The organism is Tengunoibacter tsumagoiensis (assembly GCF_003967535.1).
GTDB classification, from domain to species: Bacteria; Chloroflexota; Ktedonobacteria; order Ktedonobacterales; family Ktedonobacteraceae; genus Tengunoibacter; species Tengunoibacter tsumagoiensis.
On the sequence record NZ_BIFR01000002.1, the window covers coordinates 1,546,802 to 1,563,563 of the forward strand.

Genomic DNA, 16,762 nt, shown 5'->3' on the forward strand with positions numbered 1-16,762 from the left:
TCTCTCAAGTGACCTGATGATCTTTTTGTAAACGATACAAAGAAATGCCGATATTACATCCCTGCGTGTCTGGTTTTTCACGCTTGCCTTTGTGACCATTGGCCTTTCGTTCAAGGTTAGGGGTCTCAAGCAGCTGGTTGGCGTCCTGTGGTCGTATTTGGTTTAGGCGTTGTCTTTAATGCTCTGATAGCACTCCTCGTTGCCTATCTTATCTTCGGTGTGTTTTTGATTGGTCGTTAAGCTACCCCTCTCGTGTTCCTGTCGATAGGTCGGCGGGGCTGATCTTCTCAGATTTCGGAAAAAGGGATGTACGGTTCTCATCTTTGCCTATCGTGATGATAACCGTACGTCTGCATGTGAAAAAAGCCTCTCTCAATCAGGACGTTCAACCGATGGAGGCACATAGAGTTCTCTGGGAAATTGAATAAAGTCCCATGCCGAGAGAGAGCTGGAAGCGTTAGGAGTGAGAAGTAGATCTCTGAGGTACTAGAAGATCAGAACCTCTCCATCCTGGGGAACCTGCACCCGTTGAGACAGGCCTTCTGTTGTAAGTCGTGTTTTAAGCTCTGCACGAGTTAGCACACAGTGATTGATAACCTCCATGTGTATCGCCACGATCTGAGCTGCTGGCACCTTGTGGGCAACCTGGCAGACATCATCTGCCGTCATAGTAATGGGGCCACCACCAGTCACATATTGGGCCGAACCAGCATAGAGGACGACCACTTCTGGTGTGTACTGTTCTAATGCCTGTTCAACTTCTTCGCACCAGATTGTGTCTCCTGCAATGTACAGTGAGGGTTCATCTTTTCCCTTTAGCACAAAGCCAGAGACGGGCCCCATCATTTTTCCCAACTCACCGCTTCCATGTCTCCCACCAGTTCGGGAAATATGCAGCCCCTGCCACTCCGTCTGCTGTTGAATCGGCAACACAGATGTAAAGCCTGCCTGCTCAAGCACCACCTGATCTTCGGGTTGACAGAGAATGGGGAGCTGTTTTGGCAAGAGTGTTTTGGCCTCGTCATCCCAGTGGTCGAAATGTGTATGAGAGAGCAGAACAGCATCGACATCAGGTAGCAATGTCAGCAACTCTGCTCTGGTCAAGGGAAGGTCCACCATCGGAATACGATATTCATTCCCTGCGTGAGGAATTGGTGGCATTGCCTCCGCCGCAGAGAACATAGGATCAACCAGGAGTGTAAGATCACCAAGGGTAACAACAAACGTCGCGTGACGTAAAAAGTGAAGCTTCATAGCAGTATCTCATCTTTCTTGAGTATCTGATCGATTAATTGTGTGTATGCTAAAAGTATACTGCATAGCTACAGATAGAAAATCCAGCCATCCAGTCCCATAGCGATTATCAAAGTAGTGCTTACGCGCGCTATAGTGACGATCCGCGTGTGGTTTTATGCGTAAAGATCGACCGCATCCTGGGGTACGTGTAGGCGGCGCTGCTCCCTCATGGCTGCAACCAGCCAGTTGCAGCCATGAGGGAGCAAAAGGTGAGAAGGAGACCCTCGTTTCTTATTTGAGGGCACACTCATAGATAGGTAGGCGGGGATACCGATTTTTATGCCTACTCTAGTAGATTGAGGATGGACGTAAGCGGGTGAGCCAATATAAAACCATCGCGAGCGCCTTTTGTTAATTTTTCTCTCAATGGGGAACGCAACGTACAGATTCAAGAGAAAGTGTACCTCATGAGGTGTAGTTTTGTCAAAGCTATGCATGCCCACGGAAAGAGAACAGAATATAGAGAAGCAACAGACCTATTTGAAAGATAAGTATAAAACGCAATTGGGTGATAAAGGGGCGTTTGATCGTCTTGTGCCTGAAGTATTTTCGGGCAGCATAGGCGCCAGGGGTGCCACCAACAAATGCGAGTAACAACAAGACCCTTTCTGGAGTTCTTCGTGCTCCCATTTTGGCTGCACGCTTATCCAGGCCATACACGATGAAGGTCACTATATTAATTATAAGCAAGTAACCAAGAATAAATACCACGTTTGTCCTCGTCTCTTTTCGCAACATACAAGCACAGCTGTGCTTGTATGCCACTATCATATAACATTATTCATGAATGGCGATGTGCGGCATGGCTGTCGTTGGGGAAGATCCATGCGAGTGTTTCTCGCCAGGATTTCCCCATCTTGTTTTGATTGCGCTTTTTTTAGCAAAGCCGATAACAGCGAGACTGCTATTGAAGATGAGCAGGAGGCATGGGCACTCTCTGAAAGGTATTATAGACGCGTTGAAGCTGCAGGTGATAGAATAATTGCGAAAAATGATTGAAAAATCATGCAAATGTTGCTGATGCTCGCTAACGAAAGAAGAGACGAGATGCCAACCTTGTATTCCCCTGCCTTTTTTGACCTTCAGCTCCGCTTTGCTCAACATGTCGCAAGAGTACGTGGTGTGAGTGTTGAAGATGCAGTCCTGCACACAACAAATATTCCTCTCCATTTTCTCAGACGACCATTTCAGCTTGATCATCCGCTGTGGCAAGAATATTGGGAAGGATTGATTCAGGCAAAAGATGGAGGTGAATGGACCTATCGCTTTTGCGAGCGTTTCTGGGGGTATTCTGATTCATCACCCTACGGCTGTTTTCGCTATGACTATCGAGAAGATGAGCAACTTATTCGAATACACTTTTTGAATGATGACCCATTGGATGTTGGACCGCTCAGCAAGGCACGAATGCAGAAGAGAATAGAGGAGCTAACCACGATGTTTACAGACATCAAGAGGCTGCATCCAGCCGCGCAAAAGGTGAAAGGGCGCTCCTGGCTCTATAATCTTGAAGCCTATAGACGCCTCTTTCCGGCTGAATATGGAAAGAACCCAAAGGTGATTGAAGATGATCTGTGTGGTCTGGTACTCTGGGGCCAATTTTTACAAAGGGATGGCCAGGTCCATGATGAGCTTGTGACAACATTGCTTGACTGTTCTCGTGAGAAGCAGGCAATGAAGGAACTTATGGAATGTTTTCCTTATCCAGTTCTTGAGCCAGAGTGCTCTCTTGATGCTTTTTATCTATTCTATAATAGATGGAGTTAAATTTGCTGTTACCAGCCGCAAAGTAGTATTTTAGGGGTCAGTGCATCCGAATCTGAAAATTGTACGCTTAGGTTTGGATGCACTGACCCTTTTTTATTCTCGTTTGGCTCTTCACAAACCATCCCGCGTTGTGATAAATGATCCAACGTCCAAAGTTGCATTCATTTTCCAACTCCTCAACGCCGATAACGTACCTCCTGATATTAGGAGTTTCTAGATATCCTGGAGCTCTACTTCCACTTTCGTTGAACTGTCTACGTGTTGGCGCAATAGAGGCTCGCGAATCGCCTGTGTATCCAGCTTGCTTGCACCAAGAAAAGTAATGAAGCGCGCAAACCCACGAGCCAGAGCCCTGGCAAATGCCTCATCTTTGCCCAGAGCCTCATCCTCTAACCACAGACCCAGGATGATGAAGGTGTTCGTTATGCGATCAAGTTTGCTGTCGAAGCGCGCAACAAGTCGGTCATCCCATAAAATTGGGAGGGTGTAGTACCCGAACTTCCTCTGGTGTTCAGGCTTATAGACCTCCCACACATGTTCAAAGTCAAATATTTCGCTGGTGCGCCCGCGTGCACTCACAGGATCAAGCGGTGCCATAAAGACAACCTCTTCGAGTGTCGTCGTGTCCAACGGCGTCCACGCCTTCGGCACACGTCCAGCGCTTAACTCGTTTAACACATCAAGGTCGCTTGCAAGTGCATAGTGGACCATTTTCCAGCCTTCAACCTTCACCTCAATGATGTCACCATCTGCGATCATATCTTTCAGCAGCTTCTTTGCTGCGAGAGCTGGATTGCCGCGCTGGAACGAATCACTCGTACGTTTCAGTCGCGACAGGCCGCTAAAACTGATGTCCTTTGTAAGTATGAAGCGATCAGCCTCGGCTTCGGTGCTCTCACGAAGAAGATGCGCGGGCGCGACCTGGTCAGTCAGTGCATAAACACGCTCAAAACGGTTGCGGTGGTGCGTCATCACTTCACCCGTACGCCATAGATAATACAGGGCCAGGGCGCTATCTTTACGGCCTCGGTAACTTTGCGTTCGTGTGCGCGTAGCCATCGCAAAGTCGCGATTACTTACAATGCCTCGCTCACGCAAGATAGCTCGCATTTCAACAATGGTCTCGGCATGATCGTGGGCCATGGCGCGGATTCGTTCGTTATAATCGCGCTCGCGGTGCATCACGACGCGCCAATATGGAAGTTCCTCCATCGGTCGGACGGCCAGCCAGCCCCCCCAATCGAAGAACTTCCGTTGCTGATACGTCACCTCCTCCCACAGACCAGGAGTGTAATCAAGCACACGGCTGTGGAGCGTGATATCCTGACTTCGAGCAATGATTTGCAGTGGATCGAGTTGCAGATACTCCATCGCATACATGGCCTGCTCCATGCCTTCGATGCCTCGCCAGCGCCTCCCGGGCCATATGCCCTGCTTGCCAAGAATGAAGCGACGGGCTGTGTCGATGGTGATGGTAAGCATACTAAATCTTGACCTCCTTGCACAGATATGTCTCACGTCTCAATCACTCTGTCTCTGGTGACAGAGATGAAGATGAGCTGTTCATGGGAAATACGGTGGAAACGTCTTATCCCTTCTCTTGTTCGCGTCGTCTCTGACGATGACTACGGACTTTGGCGAGATTCCCACAACCGGTCGGACTACACCAGCGGCGGCGATGGTTTTTTGTGTTATCAAGAAAGAGCCAGCTACAGGTGGGGCTGGCACACTCGCGGATAAGCTGGCGCTCTGGCGCTATAAGTAGCGTGGCAGCCGAGCGTGTGATGCGACTGAGCATACGAGCAAGTCCCTGTTGCTCGGTAGGCCACTGCCAGGCGACACCATCAGGGGAAGCGATCAAGTGTCCTCCAGCCAGAGCCCATTCTAACTCGGCGTTCAAAGTAGCAAGATCGGATCCCACTGGTTGCTCTCTCCTGGCAAGCGCAGAGAAGAGACCGTAGAGCGCTTCTCTCAGCTTGTGAGCTCGGGCAAGCACCGCCTCAATCTCGTCATGCTCTCCGCTTCTCAGCAAAGAAGCCTGCTCTGCTGTGATGATCCCAGCCTGCAAGCTCCAGCTTACAAGGGCATCATAGGTTGGGAGATGCTCTTGCGTGTCGCTCCCACGTGCCCCACCGAGGGTATTGGCAAAGTCCAGGCACAGATTCCCGCCAATGAACTCAAATGCTGGGCCGTCCATTTCGTGCACACTCATATGTAACCTTCTAATTGAATTTGACAAGTTACAATTCGGGATGGTACAGTGTAACTGGTTATTTCATAATGAAAGGTTACACCTATGTGTCAAGAGGGGAAATATCCGTTCAGGATTGCTATTCCACAGGCGGTCCTTGATGATCTTAAAATGCGGCTGGAACGTACACGCTGGCCTGATGAGATTGAGAATGCAGGCTGGGACTATGGGACGAACCAGGAGTATTTGCGCTCACTTATGAACTACTGGCAGCACGAGTTTGATTGGCGAGCGCAGGAAGCGCAGCTCAATCAGTGGACGCACTTTCGCGCTGATCTAAGCGGCTTGAACATTCATTTTCTCTATGAGCGGGGACAGGGTCCCAGGCCTTTACCATTGATTCTTACCCATGGCTGGCCCAGCTCTTTCTTTGAGATGTATAAGCTGCTCCCCCTGTTAACCAATCCGGTTGCCTATGGCGGTGACCCGGCTGATTCCTTCGATGTCATTGTGCCCTCGCTGCCGGGTTTTGGCTTCTCTGATCGCCCTGGTACCCGTGGTGTATCAACCAGCGAGGTCGCTGAACTGTGGGCAAGCCTGATGACGGATGTGCTGGGCTATACACACTTTGCGGCTGCCGGTGGGGATATTGGTGCTGGTGTGACGCAACGCCTCGCGTTGAAATATCCGGAGCAACTCATTGGCATCCATTTAAACTATCTGGGTGCTTCCGCCACCCCCCTGGACCCCATCGAGCTATCGGATGCGGAGAGGCGCTACCTGCGCGAGATCGAACAATGGTCCGTGAACGAGGGCGCATACGCGAAATTGCATGCCACAAAGCCCCAGACGCTCGCTTATGCGCTAAACGATTCGCCTGTCGGGCTGGCCGCGTGGATTGTAGAAAAGTTTCGCGCATGGAGCGATTGTGCGGGCGATGTTGAGCGACGTTTCAGTAAAGATGAACTGCTCACCAATATTATGCTCTACTGGGCAACTGAAACGATCTCTTCCTCAATGCGCATCTATTATGAAAATAGGCGTGCTCTGTCGCCTCTGAAACCGGGTCAAAAGATCGAGGTCCCCGCTGGGATCGCATGTTTCCCCAAAGAGATCAGTCAGCCACCGCGTGAATGGGCGGAGCGCACACTATACGTGCAACGCTGGACACAGATGCCGCGTGGAGGCCATTTTGCGGCTCTGGAGGAACCTGCCTTGCTGGCAGAGGAGCTGCGAGCCTTCTTTCGTCCTTTTCGTAGAAACGGTGCTTGAACTCAACATCTACACCCAGAGCTCTTGTTGGCAAGAAAGGATGCTGTTATGCCCAAACCTATCGTTATTCTTGACGCGCCCTCGAACCTGGGGCTGCGTCCACCTGAACCAGGCCTGGTGCCGGGCGTCTATAAGCTCGCTGGAGCGTTGCGGGATAAGGGCCTTGTCTCCCGGCTCAGAGCAAACGATGGCGGCGTGGTGGTTCCACCACGCTATCTTCCCGCCTGGGATGGCAAGACGCTACGCAATGCTCAGGGGCTGATCTCCTATTCTCTCCGCCTGGCTGATCGCATTCAGCAGCATATCAGTGCAGGGGCATTTCCTCTTGTGCTGGGTGGAGATTGTAGCATTTTGCTTGGCGGAATGCTTGCCTTGCGCCGGAGGGGGCGCTACGGGCTCATTTTTATTGACGGACACCTTGACTTCCGCCATCCAGGCAATGCCGAGGGGGTTGGATCAGCGGCAGGTGAGGATTTAGCTCTGGTCATGGGCAGAGGTGCGGCCTCACTTACCAACCTTGAGGGACATAGCCCGCTCGTAGAGGGCCGCGATGTTGTTGCCATCGGCTTTCGCCCAGACGATGAATATCTGGCAGAAGTTCGCGAGGCAGGTGTAACCACCATTGACGCCACGCAGCTTCAACGGGAGGGGGCCACACAGATTGCTCGCCTGGCACGCGAAACGCTTCAGCAACGGTCCGTTGAGGGTTACTGGATTCATCTTGATGTCGATGTGCTTGATCCCATCGTTATGCCAGCCGTCGACACACCAACCCCTGGCGGCCTGACAGTTCGGGAGCTTGTCAGCCTGTTGCGTCATCTGCTCACTTCCAATCTGGCGCTGGGGTTAGAGGTTACGGTCTTTGATCCTGATCTGGACCCCGATGGTATGCTGGCTCAACGTCTGACAGATGTGCTGGCAGCTGGCTTCCAGGACTATCCGTCAGGACAATGTTGAGGTATTCGAAACGTTCTTTGAAACCATTGTGAATCAATGACATTGTTTGATTATCTTTGCGGTCTTTGCCAGAGTATCGTGGTGCCACGTTCCAGCAACACGCAATCCTTGGGACGAGCGTTCGCAGGCTCCCCCTTCTTACGGGAAAAGGCGAGATATCCCGTCGAATAAATCGAGTTGATCTGTTTGATCCATGTTCCTTTGACTCGGACGACATCCCCTTTGCGAAAGCCCTCCAGTTCCGTGTTGAGTTGATAGCGCACCCGCCCTTGCCCCTTGCGCGGCAAATCGTGGTACTGCCGTCGTGTTTGACGAGGGCGGAACCCAATGCGATAAAATCGCTCTCGTTGCCAGGGAACCCGTTCTCCGGTGTCGTAGGTCGCGATGCACAGGGCGTCACTGTCGTGTTCCTTCGGCAATTCCTGGTGCTTTCTCCAGGTGGCCGTTTGATACCCAAAGAGCGTTGAGAGCGGAAGCGCGCTTCCAAGTGTGGTGTACAGATACGTTTTGCCTTGCATGGACCGTTGCGCGATGTGATCAAGATGGCCGCTCACGCCTGAAACTTCGAGCGTGATGTTCCCCGCATGCACCCCGTGATGACACGACTCGCACAGGGTCAACAGATTGCTCAGTGTGTCTTTTCCCCCATGCTGACGATACTGCACATGATGGGCTTCCAGACGCACCTCCCGTTTGCCGCAGTGTTGGCACTGGTAGCGATCTCGCAGCAAGCACGCGATGCGCAGGTTCTCATCCAGGCGTTTGGAATCTTGATAGCGACTGCCTTGTACCGTCGGATCATTGAGCCGGGCAATATCCACCTGGACATCCTCAATGACGATCCGAGTGATGGGCAAGGGCAGCCGTTGTACCACCCGGATCACCTCTTCCACGTTGGTCTTGATGGAAGGCGGCAGCCTGCCACTGCGCTTGCTGGATGCCCGGTTCAATATTCGACAGGGACGATACCAGCGGCGGTTCCGGCGACTGCGCCGATGCGCACGCCGTGCGTCGAGCTTTTCTTTGACATCCTTGCGATGCAGGATCTCTCCTGACAGCAGGATTTCTCCTCGGCCCACACAGGCAAAGCCCGTCGTTGAACTGCCCTTATCAATGCCAACCACCACGTCCTGGACCTGCTCTTCGCAGTCCCAGCGCAGTTGAATGGTAAAGGGCGCACGGTGCTTCACTTTGGCTCGACCATCCCGCAACAGCTTGCGTGCCTTTGATGGCTTGCAAGGCATCAAGGGGTGTCCATTTTGATTGATGACATACACCAACTGGGTCATGCTGTAAGCGCTCCTTTCGGAGTAAATGCTCCTCGCGGCGTTCAAGAGGGTTGTCACGTGCAGCACACGTCTGCTTTCGCTTCTCCTTAATGCAGCACCACAGAGCCTGGAGCTGGAACAAACACCCCAGGGTGTGATACACCTCTCGAACTCCTGTTCCACCGAAGTGAAGCCCGCTGGTAGCTCCATAACCGAACAAATCAAGGATTCGCTAGATTTTAGGAACTATTGAATTGCAACTACTCACAATTCAACACAGGGTTGTGTGAAAGAGATGCGGTTATAACTCTATACCATGAACTCTGGGCAATCAGAACAATCTGTCTGATGAATACCACTCAGATCGACTTCATCACACCGCAAAGAGGAGAGATCGTTTGCAAACAGCTATTGAGCTTCGGTCAACAGGTCGCAAGGAACACTCTTCTCACTGCGCCCGCTGCTCTCGTTTTGAAAGCTCATAGATGTAATTCCGGTACGTATCCTTCACTTGAAAGCCCAGACGTTCGTAAAGCAGATGGGCCTGGGTGAGGCTATCTGCATCGACAGTGAGGTGTACCGTCGTGATGCCACGCTGATAATATTCTGCCAGCGAGTATCTCATCAGAGCCGTTCCTACACCACGTTTTCGGAAGGGACGCCTGACGCCTAAATGCATCACCTCCCCAACTCCTCTCTCGATGTGATTGTAGACCCCTCCTGCCACGTGTTCTTCATCCCATGCAAGAAAGCAGAGTGTTGGGTCAAAGTCGTCTGCATGCAGTTTCAAACGCTGCGACCACAGCTCAAAGGTTCGTGAAATGTAGCCTTTTTGATCAAGAAAGGCTTCGTTGTCCGCCTCAAACGCTTTCTGCGCATCCTGGGCTGGCACAAAGCTACGGATCTGTATGCCTGGAACGGACCCAATAGGCGCGGGGGCAGTACGCATGGTCAACTCTCTGACCTCATACGTACTTTGGAGAAAGTACCCCCTCTTTTCTAACAAGTGATCCGCAGCTCTTCCTGCACCAGACGGTTGAGCAAGCAGCGTGCAAGGGGTCTCATCAGAGAAAGAGAATGCGCAAACCTCCAATGCCTGAAGCAATTTCATCCCAAGTCCGCGCCTTTGAGAAAGAGGATGGACCCAGATCTGAGGGGTGAACCAGCCAGGGCGCCGCTGCCACAATTCAGCGTAGCCTATCAACGTGCCCTCTGAAGACTCTACCACTCTTGTCTGCTTCTCTAGATCGAGTGATTGCAAATGGTTCCCTAATGTCTCAGGAGTCATCTCTGGCCCCTCAAAGAGTTTGCGTACGTGAAAAATGGCATCTCGATCATCTTTGGTCGCTGGTCGTAGTTTGAGTTCATCATACCCTTCTGACGCAGATCTCATAGAGCGTCTCATCCTTTCTCGCTCCTGGTACATCACTCACGGATATATCCGCTACAGATAGTATAATCTGAGCAGAGGTGGGCGTCAAGAAAGGGCCCCGACATATTTTTCCCGCCAGTCCTTCCTCACGATACCGCTTGAACCTGGCTCTGAAGAGTACTCGGAGGGATCTCGTGGGTTTGGGCAATAAAAGCCTGTGTCACTCCATCTTCCAGTGCCGGGGATGATAGCAAAGCGACCTTATGCCTGTGTTCGTTGCTCCTCAGAAAGAGCTGTCAAGGGTGGAACAGGTCGTTGTGTCACACCAAGCCATCTTCTATGGGTTGGAAACCTGTGTTTCACGTCCCTCCTGAGTATGGAAACCATACCAAATATTTCCAAAATTTCCACATACAGGCTGGATCATTCCTCATGTAAAGATGTAAAGTGTTGTGTAAAGTGATTGTAAAGCATCCATCATGTATTCTTCTCCTAGAAACAGAATACACTTTCTACAACCACAGGCTCATCTCTTCTAAAAAGAGAATCATCTAAGGAGGAATTACGCTCCGCTTGCAGTAATGCAGAAAGATTCTGTTTGTAGACAGTTTTATCTGATAGCGAGTTGTTGTACATCATTGGCTCAACGTATGTTTGAGTCTTCCATTGGAGAGGTACAACTTTAGAAGTACAATTGGAGAAGAAATACATGCACAAAATGTTCATGAGCACTATCGCGTTTTTCACTGTCCTCATTTCTGTAACCCGCAAGGTGACCGTTTTTCAGTTGCGTCAGTTTGGCATTGCCATTGCGATGATAGCAATTCTTCTTGTGTTATTGCCAAGAATCTTACCTCATAGACCCTATGAAGGACCCGTCTGGCCTGCACTTGTCCACATAGCGATTCTTCAATAAGGGTAAAGCGTATGTCCTGGGAAATACTCAACCGCATTCTTGGCCAGGCATCGATAGACCCACTATTTCGGCAAGCGATACAACAGAATCCGTTGCAGACGCTTCAAAATGAAGGCCTGGAGTTAACTCCAGATGAACAACGTTTCTTCATCGATATTGCTCCTCTCCCTTTTCCAGAGTTTTGCCATCGTCTCAGCAAGAAATTAACACTAGACGAACAGAGCGAAAGCAATTCAATCTAATGAATTGCTTTCGCCCCGGTACAAACTATCCCCGATTTCCCTTTGTATTGAAAACGTTCACTAAAACTCCAGCGAACGAGAGACGGCTGTCTAGAAAGCTTTGCATGAGCAAAAAGCAGGAACCTGCAACGACTAGTGTTCGTTATGCTCTATCGAATCAAGAGGATCAGTGAGCTGTTGATATAATTTTTGCAGAGACAGTCGGGGTTGAATGCCCAACTCTTCTTTTAGAATTGTTTTGCACTGCTGATATTGTCGAAGTGCTTGATTTCTCTTTCCCTGGCGCAGGTAATAGCGCATCAGACCATAATGGGCTTCTTCTAAACATGGATCGATATGCAGCATCTTGCTCCAGTGCTCAGCACTCTCATCGAATGCTTCATGACGCCAGGCAATCTGTGCCAATTGTCGGTGAGCATCTGTATAGGCCGTCCTTAATTCATCTCGTTTGACAGTACACCAGTCATTATAGAATAAACTGCCGTAGTCACCCCGATACAGCTCAACCATTTTGAGAAAGGCCTCTTTGGCACGAAGATCATCTTTCAGCACAACCGCCTGCTCGGCCTCTCTTTTGTGCGCACGAAATTCCTGCACATCATACCATACATGCTCACCAAAGCACGCTTTTAGGTTGAGACTATAGCCTTCAGCATGCCGAACCAGACAGAGCTTTCCGATTAATCGGCGTATATGATAGATACTTAAATGAAACATTTGATTCGTCTGGCTTGTATATTCTGGCCAGAGCGCGGTAATAATCTTCTCTTTGCTGATTGGACGGTCACTCTCAAGGAGATAGAAAAAGAGCTCTCTGGCATAGGACATACGCCAATGTTTAATCGGTTGTCCACTCAGGAGAATAATGGGCTCATCAAAAGCCATAATAGCAATTTTTGGTGGACATGGTTCAGTGACCTGAGGCAGATACTCTGTTTCTGAGCCCTTCTGATATTCCTGGCAGTCCTCCTCAGGCAGCTCTAAAATGGCTCTTAACTTTACAAGCTGGGGAGAACTTTTCATCACTTGCAGCAATGTCGGGAACCACTTTGTTTCGACAAATATCAATTGCTTATAACTTTCCGAGTCTATCAGCAGTGAAGCAACTTCTTGCAAATGGCGTATCACATCTTCATGTTGATTAAGCGCAATCAGACATGCCGCAAGACATAACTTGGTCTGTAACCGGCCCCGCTTTAACAGGGTCTCCTCGAGCGCATGATCAATGGCAACTAACCGTGTATATGCTTCTGCATAGCGGTGCTGATACAGAAAAATGATACAATAGGTCAATTCTTGTTCAACTTGCTCGTATCCAATGGACTTGCCAGGGCTTCTTTTCACATGAATCTTTTCGGCAAAGTGGAGCGCACTCGTGATGTCTCCCATAAAAAGATGAATCAGTGCAATATCAGCCAGGGTACTATTGATAATGCTCTGATTTCCCCATTTATAAGAGAGGGTCAGTCCATCTTCAGAGTAGATCAAAGCTTGCGAGTAATTCCCTTGCTCCATATAGAGAGAGCCAAGATTCACTAAGGTATATGCTTCTGCACGACGAGTGTAAAGGAGGCTACGCGCTAATTCCAATGTATTCAGTAGCGTCTCTTCTGCTTCTTTATACGCTCCTCGATTTTTGTAGAGAATACCTTTGAGAATTAAGTTCTCTATCTTTCGCTGCTCGTCCTGTAGCAGCTCACAATATTTTAAGGTTCTCATAAGATGATGTTGCGCTAACTCAAAATTCCCCATCAGATAATAGGTATTGGCTAATGCGCTATGGATATCGACGGCAAGATTAGCAGGAGGTTGATTATCCCAGAGAGAGAGCGCCCGATGAAGATGCACAATACCAGTGGTAAAGTCTCCCTGGAGGTTTGCACAACTTCCCAGGCGCATTTCGGCCTCTGATTGCAGCTCGATCTCGTCAACTGGCAAGACACTTAAAGCTCGCTGGCAAAAATTTTGAGCCTGAACATAATCGCCTGTCTGAAACAGTGCTTTACTATAGAGAATATCCACTTCCGCCTGCAAAATATGGCACTGGGCTGTCCTCTCAGAAAAACCCTCGATCAGCGTGGACGTTTTATTGAGCAGCGTGAATGCCATCTCATGCTGTCCTCTGATGAGATGAATGGTTGCCTGAATTAAAAAGAAACGAGGATGGCTTGCTAACATTTCTGATGGAAGTTTATCGAGCCAGCGTGACAGCGTTTCGATCCGTCCTTGTTGCAGAAGCTGTTTATAGCCCTCAAAAATGATCTGCGGGGCCAGATCATAGGCTCTTGACTCAAGCGCATGGTAGAGTGCTTGCTCATATTGCTGTCGTGCGCGCCAATACTGAGCCGCTTTGTAATGGAGTTGAAAAAAGCGACCTCGATCCTGCTCATAACACTGCTTATTGAAAAGCTCACGAATAACTGGATGACAGACGTAAATATTTTGAGAGAATTGCTTATACGATGTCACAAATAATCCCTGATACTCTAAACGTGACAAACGTTCGGCAGCATCAGTTCTATCTAACAGCTCATTACAGATATCTGGCTCCATCTGCTGAAGGATCGAAGAGGCCTGAAGAAAACGCTGGAGCTCTCTATCGTACTTAAAAACCTCATTGACCGTATAAGAAAAGAGCTCGTTGCGCTTTTGGATCGCGACCGAATCAACCTGGTATGAAGGCAGGCTCTGGATATCGGAAAGAGGTGAGCCCTGGTGAAAAAAGTTTCGTTCGCCCAGATAGGTACAGATTAAAATGCCTGCAATCCACCCATCAAAATAGGTAGTTAACTGAGCAACTTCATCTTCCGTCAGCGCATTGATTCCCTGAAGATTCGCCAGTGCAATGATCTCCTGAGCCGAGAAGCGCAAGGCATCTGTATTCAGGCCACACATTTCATTTTGAACCAGAAGGGATGAGAAGGAGATATTGGGGACAACTCGACTTTCAACAAAAAGCGTTACCTGCTTGGGAAGATTCTTGAGCAAATAGTTGATCAGATTTTTAAAGGTTTTATGCTCATTCACTTCTTCATAATTACACAAGAAAATGACAAAGTCTTCGGACACATCTTCGGAGATAATCGTACACAAAGCATCAATGGCTGCCTGATACCTTTTCATGGGGGAGGAGGCTTCTTGCCGAAATATATCCATGAAGACCGATTTTAATTTTCTTTCCAGGGAGGGAAAAACACAACAGATACTGGCAAGCAAGTTTTGTAGAAAGACGACGTAATCTGTATCAGTACTGTCAAGAAAATACCAGCAGCAAGGGATCGCTGTTGAACGGGCAAAATCGGCCAGGAGTGTTGTCTTCCCATATCCTGCGGGCGCACAAAGGAGGACTAATTTGTAGTTGGCCCCAGAACCATTATTTTTTGAGGGTTTTCGCATCACAATCTCTTGCAGTCGTTCGACCAGGGCCTCACGATGAAGGAACGTTGAGGGAAGATTGGGACCAACTATTTTTCTGATAAGACAGACATCTTGCAATGCATTATTCCTCTAGCCAGGATTAATGTTTACTCACTACATTGCCCAAAAGTATCTTTTGCGTTTTCTCTTTCTCTGTTCAAACTTTGTGATAAAAGTATTATCGGAGATAAATTCCTATGTACAATTCTTAAGCTAATGGTGGTTCAACAGGCTGGTTAAAGTATCTATACACAGAATACCACTTAACATTAAAACATGCAATGATATTTTGGCGTACTGTTTCGTATATTTTTACAGAAATTTGACATTTAAGCTCTTTCGCATCATTCGTAATCTTCATTTGAGGTAGAAAAAGAGGGAGAGAGTAATCTCTCGTCTGGCACATCTCTTCAATCTATCTCATCTATTCATTATTTATATAAATAGACTTTTTTTATTCACATTTCTTTTTGAGAGATATGAGGATACCGGCAAGGCGTTCCACCAGTGGGAATGCCTTGCCGGTATCAACCTGGATCGAAAAGTGACGCGCCCCTTTTCTCAAAGGTCTTGCTGTGGTAAGGTGGATATGCCGACGCCTAGACTATTCATCATTGCCTGAAATTTCCAGCAGGTCTCTTTATACTCTTCTTCAGGATCGGAATCAGCGACAATACCACATCCCGCAAACAGAGTTGCGCTCTGCCCGTCAATGAGTGAGCTCCGTAGGGCAACTGCAAATTCACCATTGCCATAGGCATCAAGCCACCCGATCGGACTGGCATACCAGCCACGATCAAGCTTTTCTTCCTGACGAATGATCTCCAGTGCCTTTTTCTGAGGCAGACCACCAACCGCTGGAGTTGGATGCAAGGCCTCAACAAGATCGAGGATGGTGCGCATGGGTAATAATTTTCCAGCAAGAGGGGTAATCAGATGCTGCACATTTTCCAGTCTCAATATCTCAGGATTCTCTGAATAAGAGACACTGGCACAAAGTGGTTGAAGCGCTTGATAGATTGCAGATACAACGAACCTGTGCTCTTCAAGCAATTTTTTACTCTGTAACAAATGCATCGCGATGTTCTGATCTTCTGCCAGGGTTTGCCCTCTCGGTGCAGAACCGGCGAGGGCCATGGTATGGATAGTGCCGTTGTGTGTATTGATGAGGAGCTCAGGTGTCGCACCACAAAAATAGCGCTTCTCATGTTGGAGCGCAAAAATATACGCATTTGAATGGTGGTGACGAAGATGGTTGACGATATCACCAATATTGAAGCGCTCTGTGGCTGGCTGAAGCTCAATTTTGATTCCACGGGCAAGTACGATTTTTTGATACTCTCCCTGGCGGATGCTTTGCACTGATTGTGAGACAAGCTGCTTCCAGTCATCCGCAGTCAGAAATTGTTTATCCCGTTTGATCAGCAGTTCTCTCTCTGGATGACTGGCTCCAGGTGTATAGGTCTCTTCCTGGAGAACCAGGAGCTGCGAAAAAATGGTGACACAATAGTCTTCATCTCGATACAGGGCTGTATCGGGTTTCACAATATAGTTAAATGTGACTGTTGTATCTTCTTTGTGCGTACTAAAGAGAATTAATGGAACAACAAATGAGGCACCAGGAAAACCTTCCCATAAAGCGCTTTTTTCCTCTGTCTCATGGAAAGCAAATCCTCCAAACAGAATGGGCCCGCTGATATGTGCCTGTCCAGATGAGAGGGAAAGAGTATGTTCCTCTTGAATAACCGCATGCTGGAGAAGCTCTTTCCAATACGCATTAACCGCTTGAAAACGTGAGCCACCATCGAGCTGTATACGAGTAGCACAGCCAATCCCTACGAGCGTCCTTTGCGTCTGAGGATGCTCCCAAAAAAACTGGCTGTCCTGTTGATATCGGTTGGACGAGAAGAGGGTTAATCCATCTCGTACGGTGATGGGGACAGTCAAGCTAATGAGAATATCCTTTTTATGCTGCTCTGCTCTTTTATGAGCCTGCTGGAGTAAACGAAGGAGGGTATCTTGAAATAATCCAGGAAGAACCTTCATGATAATTCCTTTCCCGTA

General features: G+C 48.8%; 13 protein-coding genes. 5 read left to right on the forward strand and 8 right to left on the reverse strand.

All coding sequences use genetic code 11. From position 1 onward, the window contains the following. Positions 1–486: 486 nt before the first annotated feature. Positions 487–1,254, reverse strand: a complete 768-nt coding sequence (locus tag EL628_RS26735) for an MBL fold metallo-hydrolase (protein WP_126583032.1) — start codon at positions 1,252–1,254, stop codon at positions 487–489. Positions 1,255–1,725: 471 nt separating this feature from the next. After that, complete coding sequence (locus tag EL628_RS26740; RefSeq protein WP_218029006.1) at positions 1,726–2,007, reverse strand: DUF1294 domain-containing protein; 282 nt, start codon at positions 2,005–2,007, stop codon at positions 1,726–1,728. Between the two features lie 336 nt (positions 2,008–2,343). On the opposite strand from EL628_RS26740, the gene EL628_RS26745 reads away from it, so the two are divergent. After that, positions 2,344–3,063, forward strand: coding sequence for a hypothetical protein (locus tag EL628_RS26745; RefSeq protein WP_126583034.1), 720 nt, complete (start codon positions 2,344–2,346; stop codon positions 3,061–3,063). A gap of 213 nt (positions 3,064–3,276) precedes the next feature. Here the strand turns inward: EL628_RS26745 and EL628_RS26750 are convergent, their stop codons facing one another. Further along, on the reverse strand, positions 3,277–4,545 hold the full coding sequence (locus tag EL628_RS26750) for a winged helix-turn-helix domain-containing protein (RefSeq protein ID WP_126583035.1): 1,269 nt from the start codon (positions 4,543–4,545) through the stop codon (positions 3,277–3,279). Between the two features lie 106 nt (positions 4,546–4,651). Next, a complete protein-coding gene (locus tag EL628_RS26755) occupies positions 4,652–5,275 on the reverse strand; it encodes a CGNR zinc finger domain-containing protein (protein WP_126583036.1) in 624 nt (207 codons plus the stop codon). Positions 5,276–5,359: 84 nt separating this feature from the next. On the opposite strand from EL628_RS26755, the gene EL628_RS26760 reads away from it, so the two are divergent. Together EL628_RS26760 and EL628_RS26765 are read left to right on the forward strand one after the other, a co-directional pair. Beyond that, positions 5,360–6,526, forward strand: coding sequence for an epoxide hydrolase family protein (locus EL628_RS26760; protein ID WP_126583037.1), 1,167 nt, complete (start codon positions 5,360–5,362; stop codon positions 6,524–6,526). Between the two features lie 48 nt (positions 6,527–6,574). Continuing rightward, entirely contained in the window at positions 6,575–7,483 is a 909-nt protein-coding gene (locus EL628_RS26765) for an arginase family protein (RefSeq protein WP_126583038.1), read from the forward strand. A 50-nt stretch (positions 7,484–7,533) separates the two neighbouring features. Here EL628_RS26765 and iscB read toward each other — a convergent pair whose 3' ends face one another. Further along, positions 7,534–8,772 (reverse strand): RNA-guided endonuclease IscB, encoded by a 1,239-nt coding sequence (iscB, locus tag EL628_RS26770; RefSeq protein ID WP_161975797.1) that lies wholly within the window; start codon positions 8,770–8,772, stop codon positions 7,534–7,536. 427 nt (positions 8,773–9,199) lie between these two features. Continuing rightward, positions 9,200–10,144, reverse strand: a complete 945-nt coding sequence (locus EL628_RS26775; protein ID WP_161975798.1) for a GNAT family N-acetyltransferase — start codon at positions 10,142–10,144, stop codon at positions 9,200–9,202. A 688-nt stretch (positions 10,145–10,832) separates the two neighbouring features. Between EL628_RS26775 and EL628_RS26780 the strand changes: the two genes are divergently transcribed. Together EL628_RS26780 and EL628_RS26785 are read left to right on the forward strand one after the other, a co-directional pair. Beyond that, the gene (locus EL628_RS26780) at positions 10,833–11,039 is read left to right on the forward strand and encodes a hypothetical protein (protein WP_126583041.1); all 207 of its coding nucleotides are present in this window, start codon (positions 10,833–10,835) and stop codon (positions 11,037–11,039) included. 11 nt (positions 11,040–11,050) lie between these two features. Continuing rightward, positions 11,051–11,281, forward strand: a complete 231-nt coding sequence (locus EL628_RS26785) for an Os1348 family NHLP clan protein (RefSeq protein ID WP_126583042.1) — start codon at positions 11,051–11,053, stop codon at positions 11,279–11,281. A gap of 132 nt (positions 11,282–11,413) precedes the next feature. On the opposite strand, the gene EL628_RS26790 is transcribed toward EL628_RS26785, so the two are convergent. Both EL628_RS26790 and EL628_RS26795 read right to left on the reverse strand, forming a co-directional pair. Further along, entirely contained in the window at positions 11,414–14,776 is a 3,363-nt protein-coding gene (locus EL628_RS26790; protein WP_126583043.1) for an AfsR/SARP family transcriptional regulator, read from the reverse strand. Between the two features lie 483 nt (positions 14,777–15,259). Next, entirely contained in the window at positions 15,260–16,744 is a 1,485-nt protein-coding gene (locus tag EL628_RS26795; protein ID WP_126583044.1) for an isochorismate synthase, read from the reverse strand. Positions 16,745–16,762 lie beyond the last annotated feature (18 nt).

Bases quoted from the DNA above. Each gene is read 5' to 3' on its own strand.
- EL628_RS26735 (WP_126583032.1), bottom strand. From the start codon at position 1,254: ATGAAGCTTCACTTTTTACGTCACGCGACGTTTGTTGTTACCCTTGGT.
- EL628_RS26745 (WP_126583034.1), top strand. From the start codon at position 2,344: ATGCCAACCTTGTATTCCCCTGCCTTTTTTGACCTTCAGCTCCGCTTT.
- EL628_RS26750 (WP_126583035.1), bottom strand. From the start codon at position 4,545: ATGCTTACCATCACCATCGACACAGCCCGTCGCTTCATTCTTGGCAAG.
- EL628_RS26755 (WP_126583036.1), bottom strand. From the start codon at position 5,275: ATGAGTGTGCACGAAATGGACGGCCCAGCATTTGAGTTCATTGGCGGG.
- EL628_RS26760 (WP_126583037.1), top strand. From the start codon at position 5,360: ATGTGTCAAGAGGGGAAATATCCGTTCAGGATTGCTATTCCACAGGCG.
- EL628_RS26765 (WP_126583038.1), top strand. From the start codon at position 6,575: ATGCCCAAACCTATCGTTATTCTTGACGCGCCCTCGAACCTGGGGCTG.
- iscB (WP_161975797.1), bottom strand. From the start codon at position 8,772: ATGACCCAGTTGGTGTATGTCATCAATCAAAATGGACACCCCTTGATG.
- EL628_RS26775 (WP_161975798.1), bottom strand. From the start codon at position 10,144: ATGAGATCTGCGTCAGAAGGGTATGATGAACTCAAACTACGACCAGCG.
- EL628_RS26780 (WP_126583041.1), top strand. From the start codon at position 10,833: ATGCACAAAATGTTCATGAGCACTATCGCGTTTTTCACTGTCCTCATT.
- EL628_RS26785 (WP_126583042.1), top strand. From the start codon at position 11,051: ATGTCCTGGGAAATACTCAACCGCATTCTTGGCCAGGCATCGATAGAC.
- EL628_RS26795 (WP_126583044.1), bottom strand. From the start codon at position 16,744: ATGAAGGTTCTTCCTGGATTATTTCAAGATACCCTCCTTCGTTTACTC.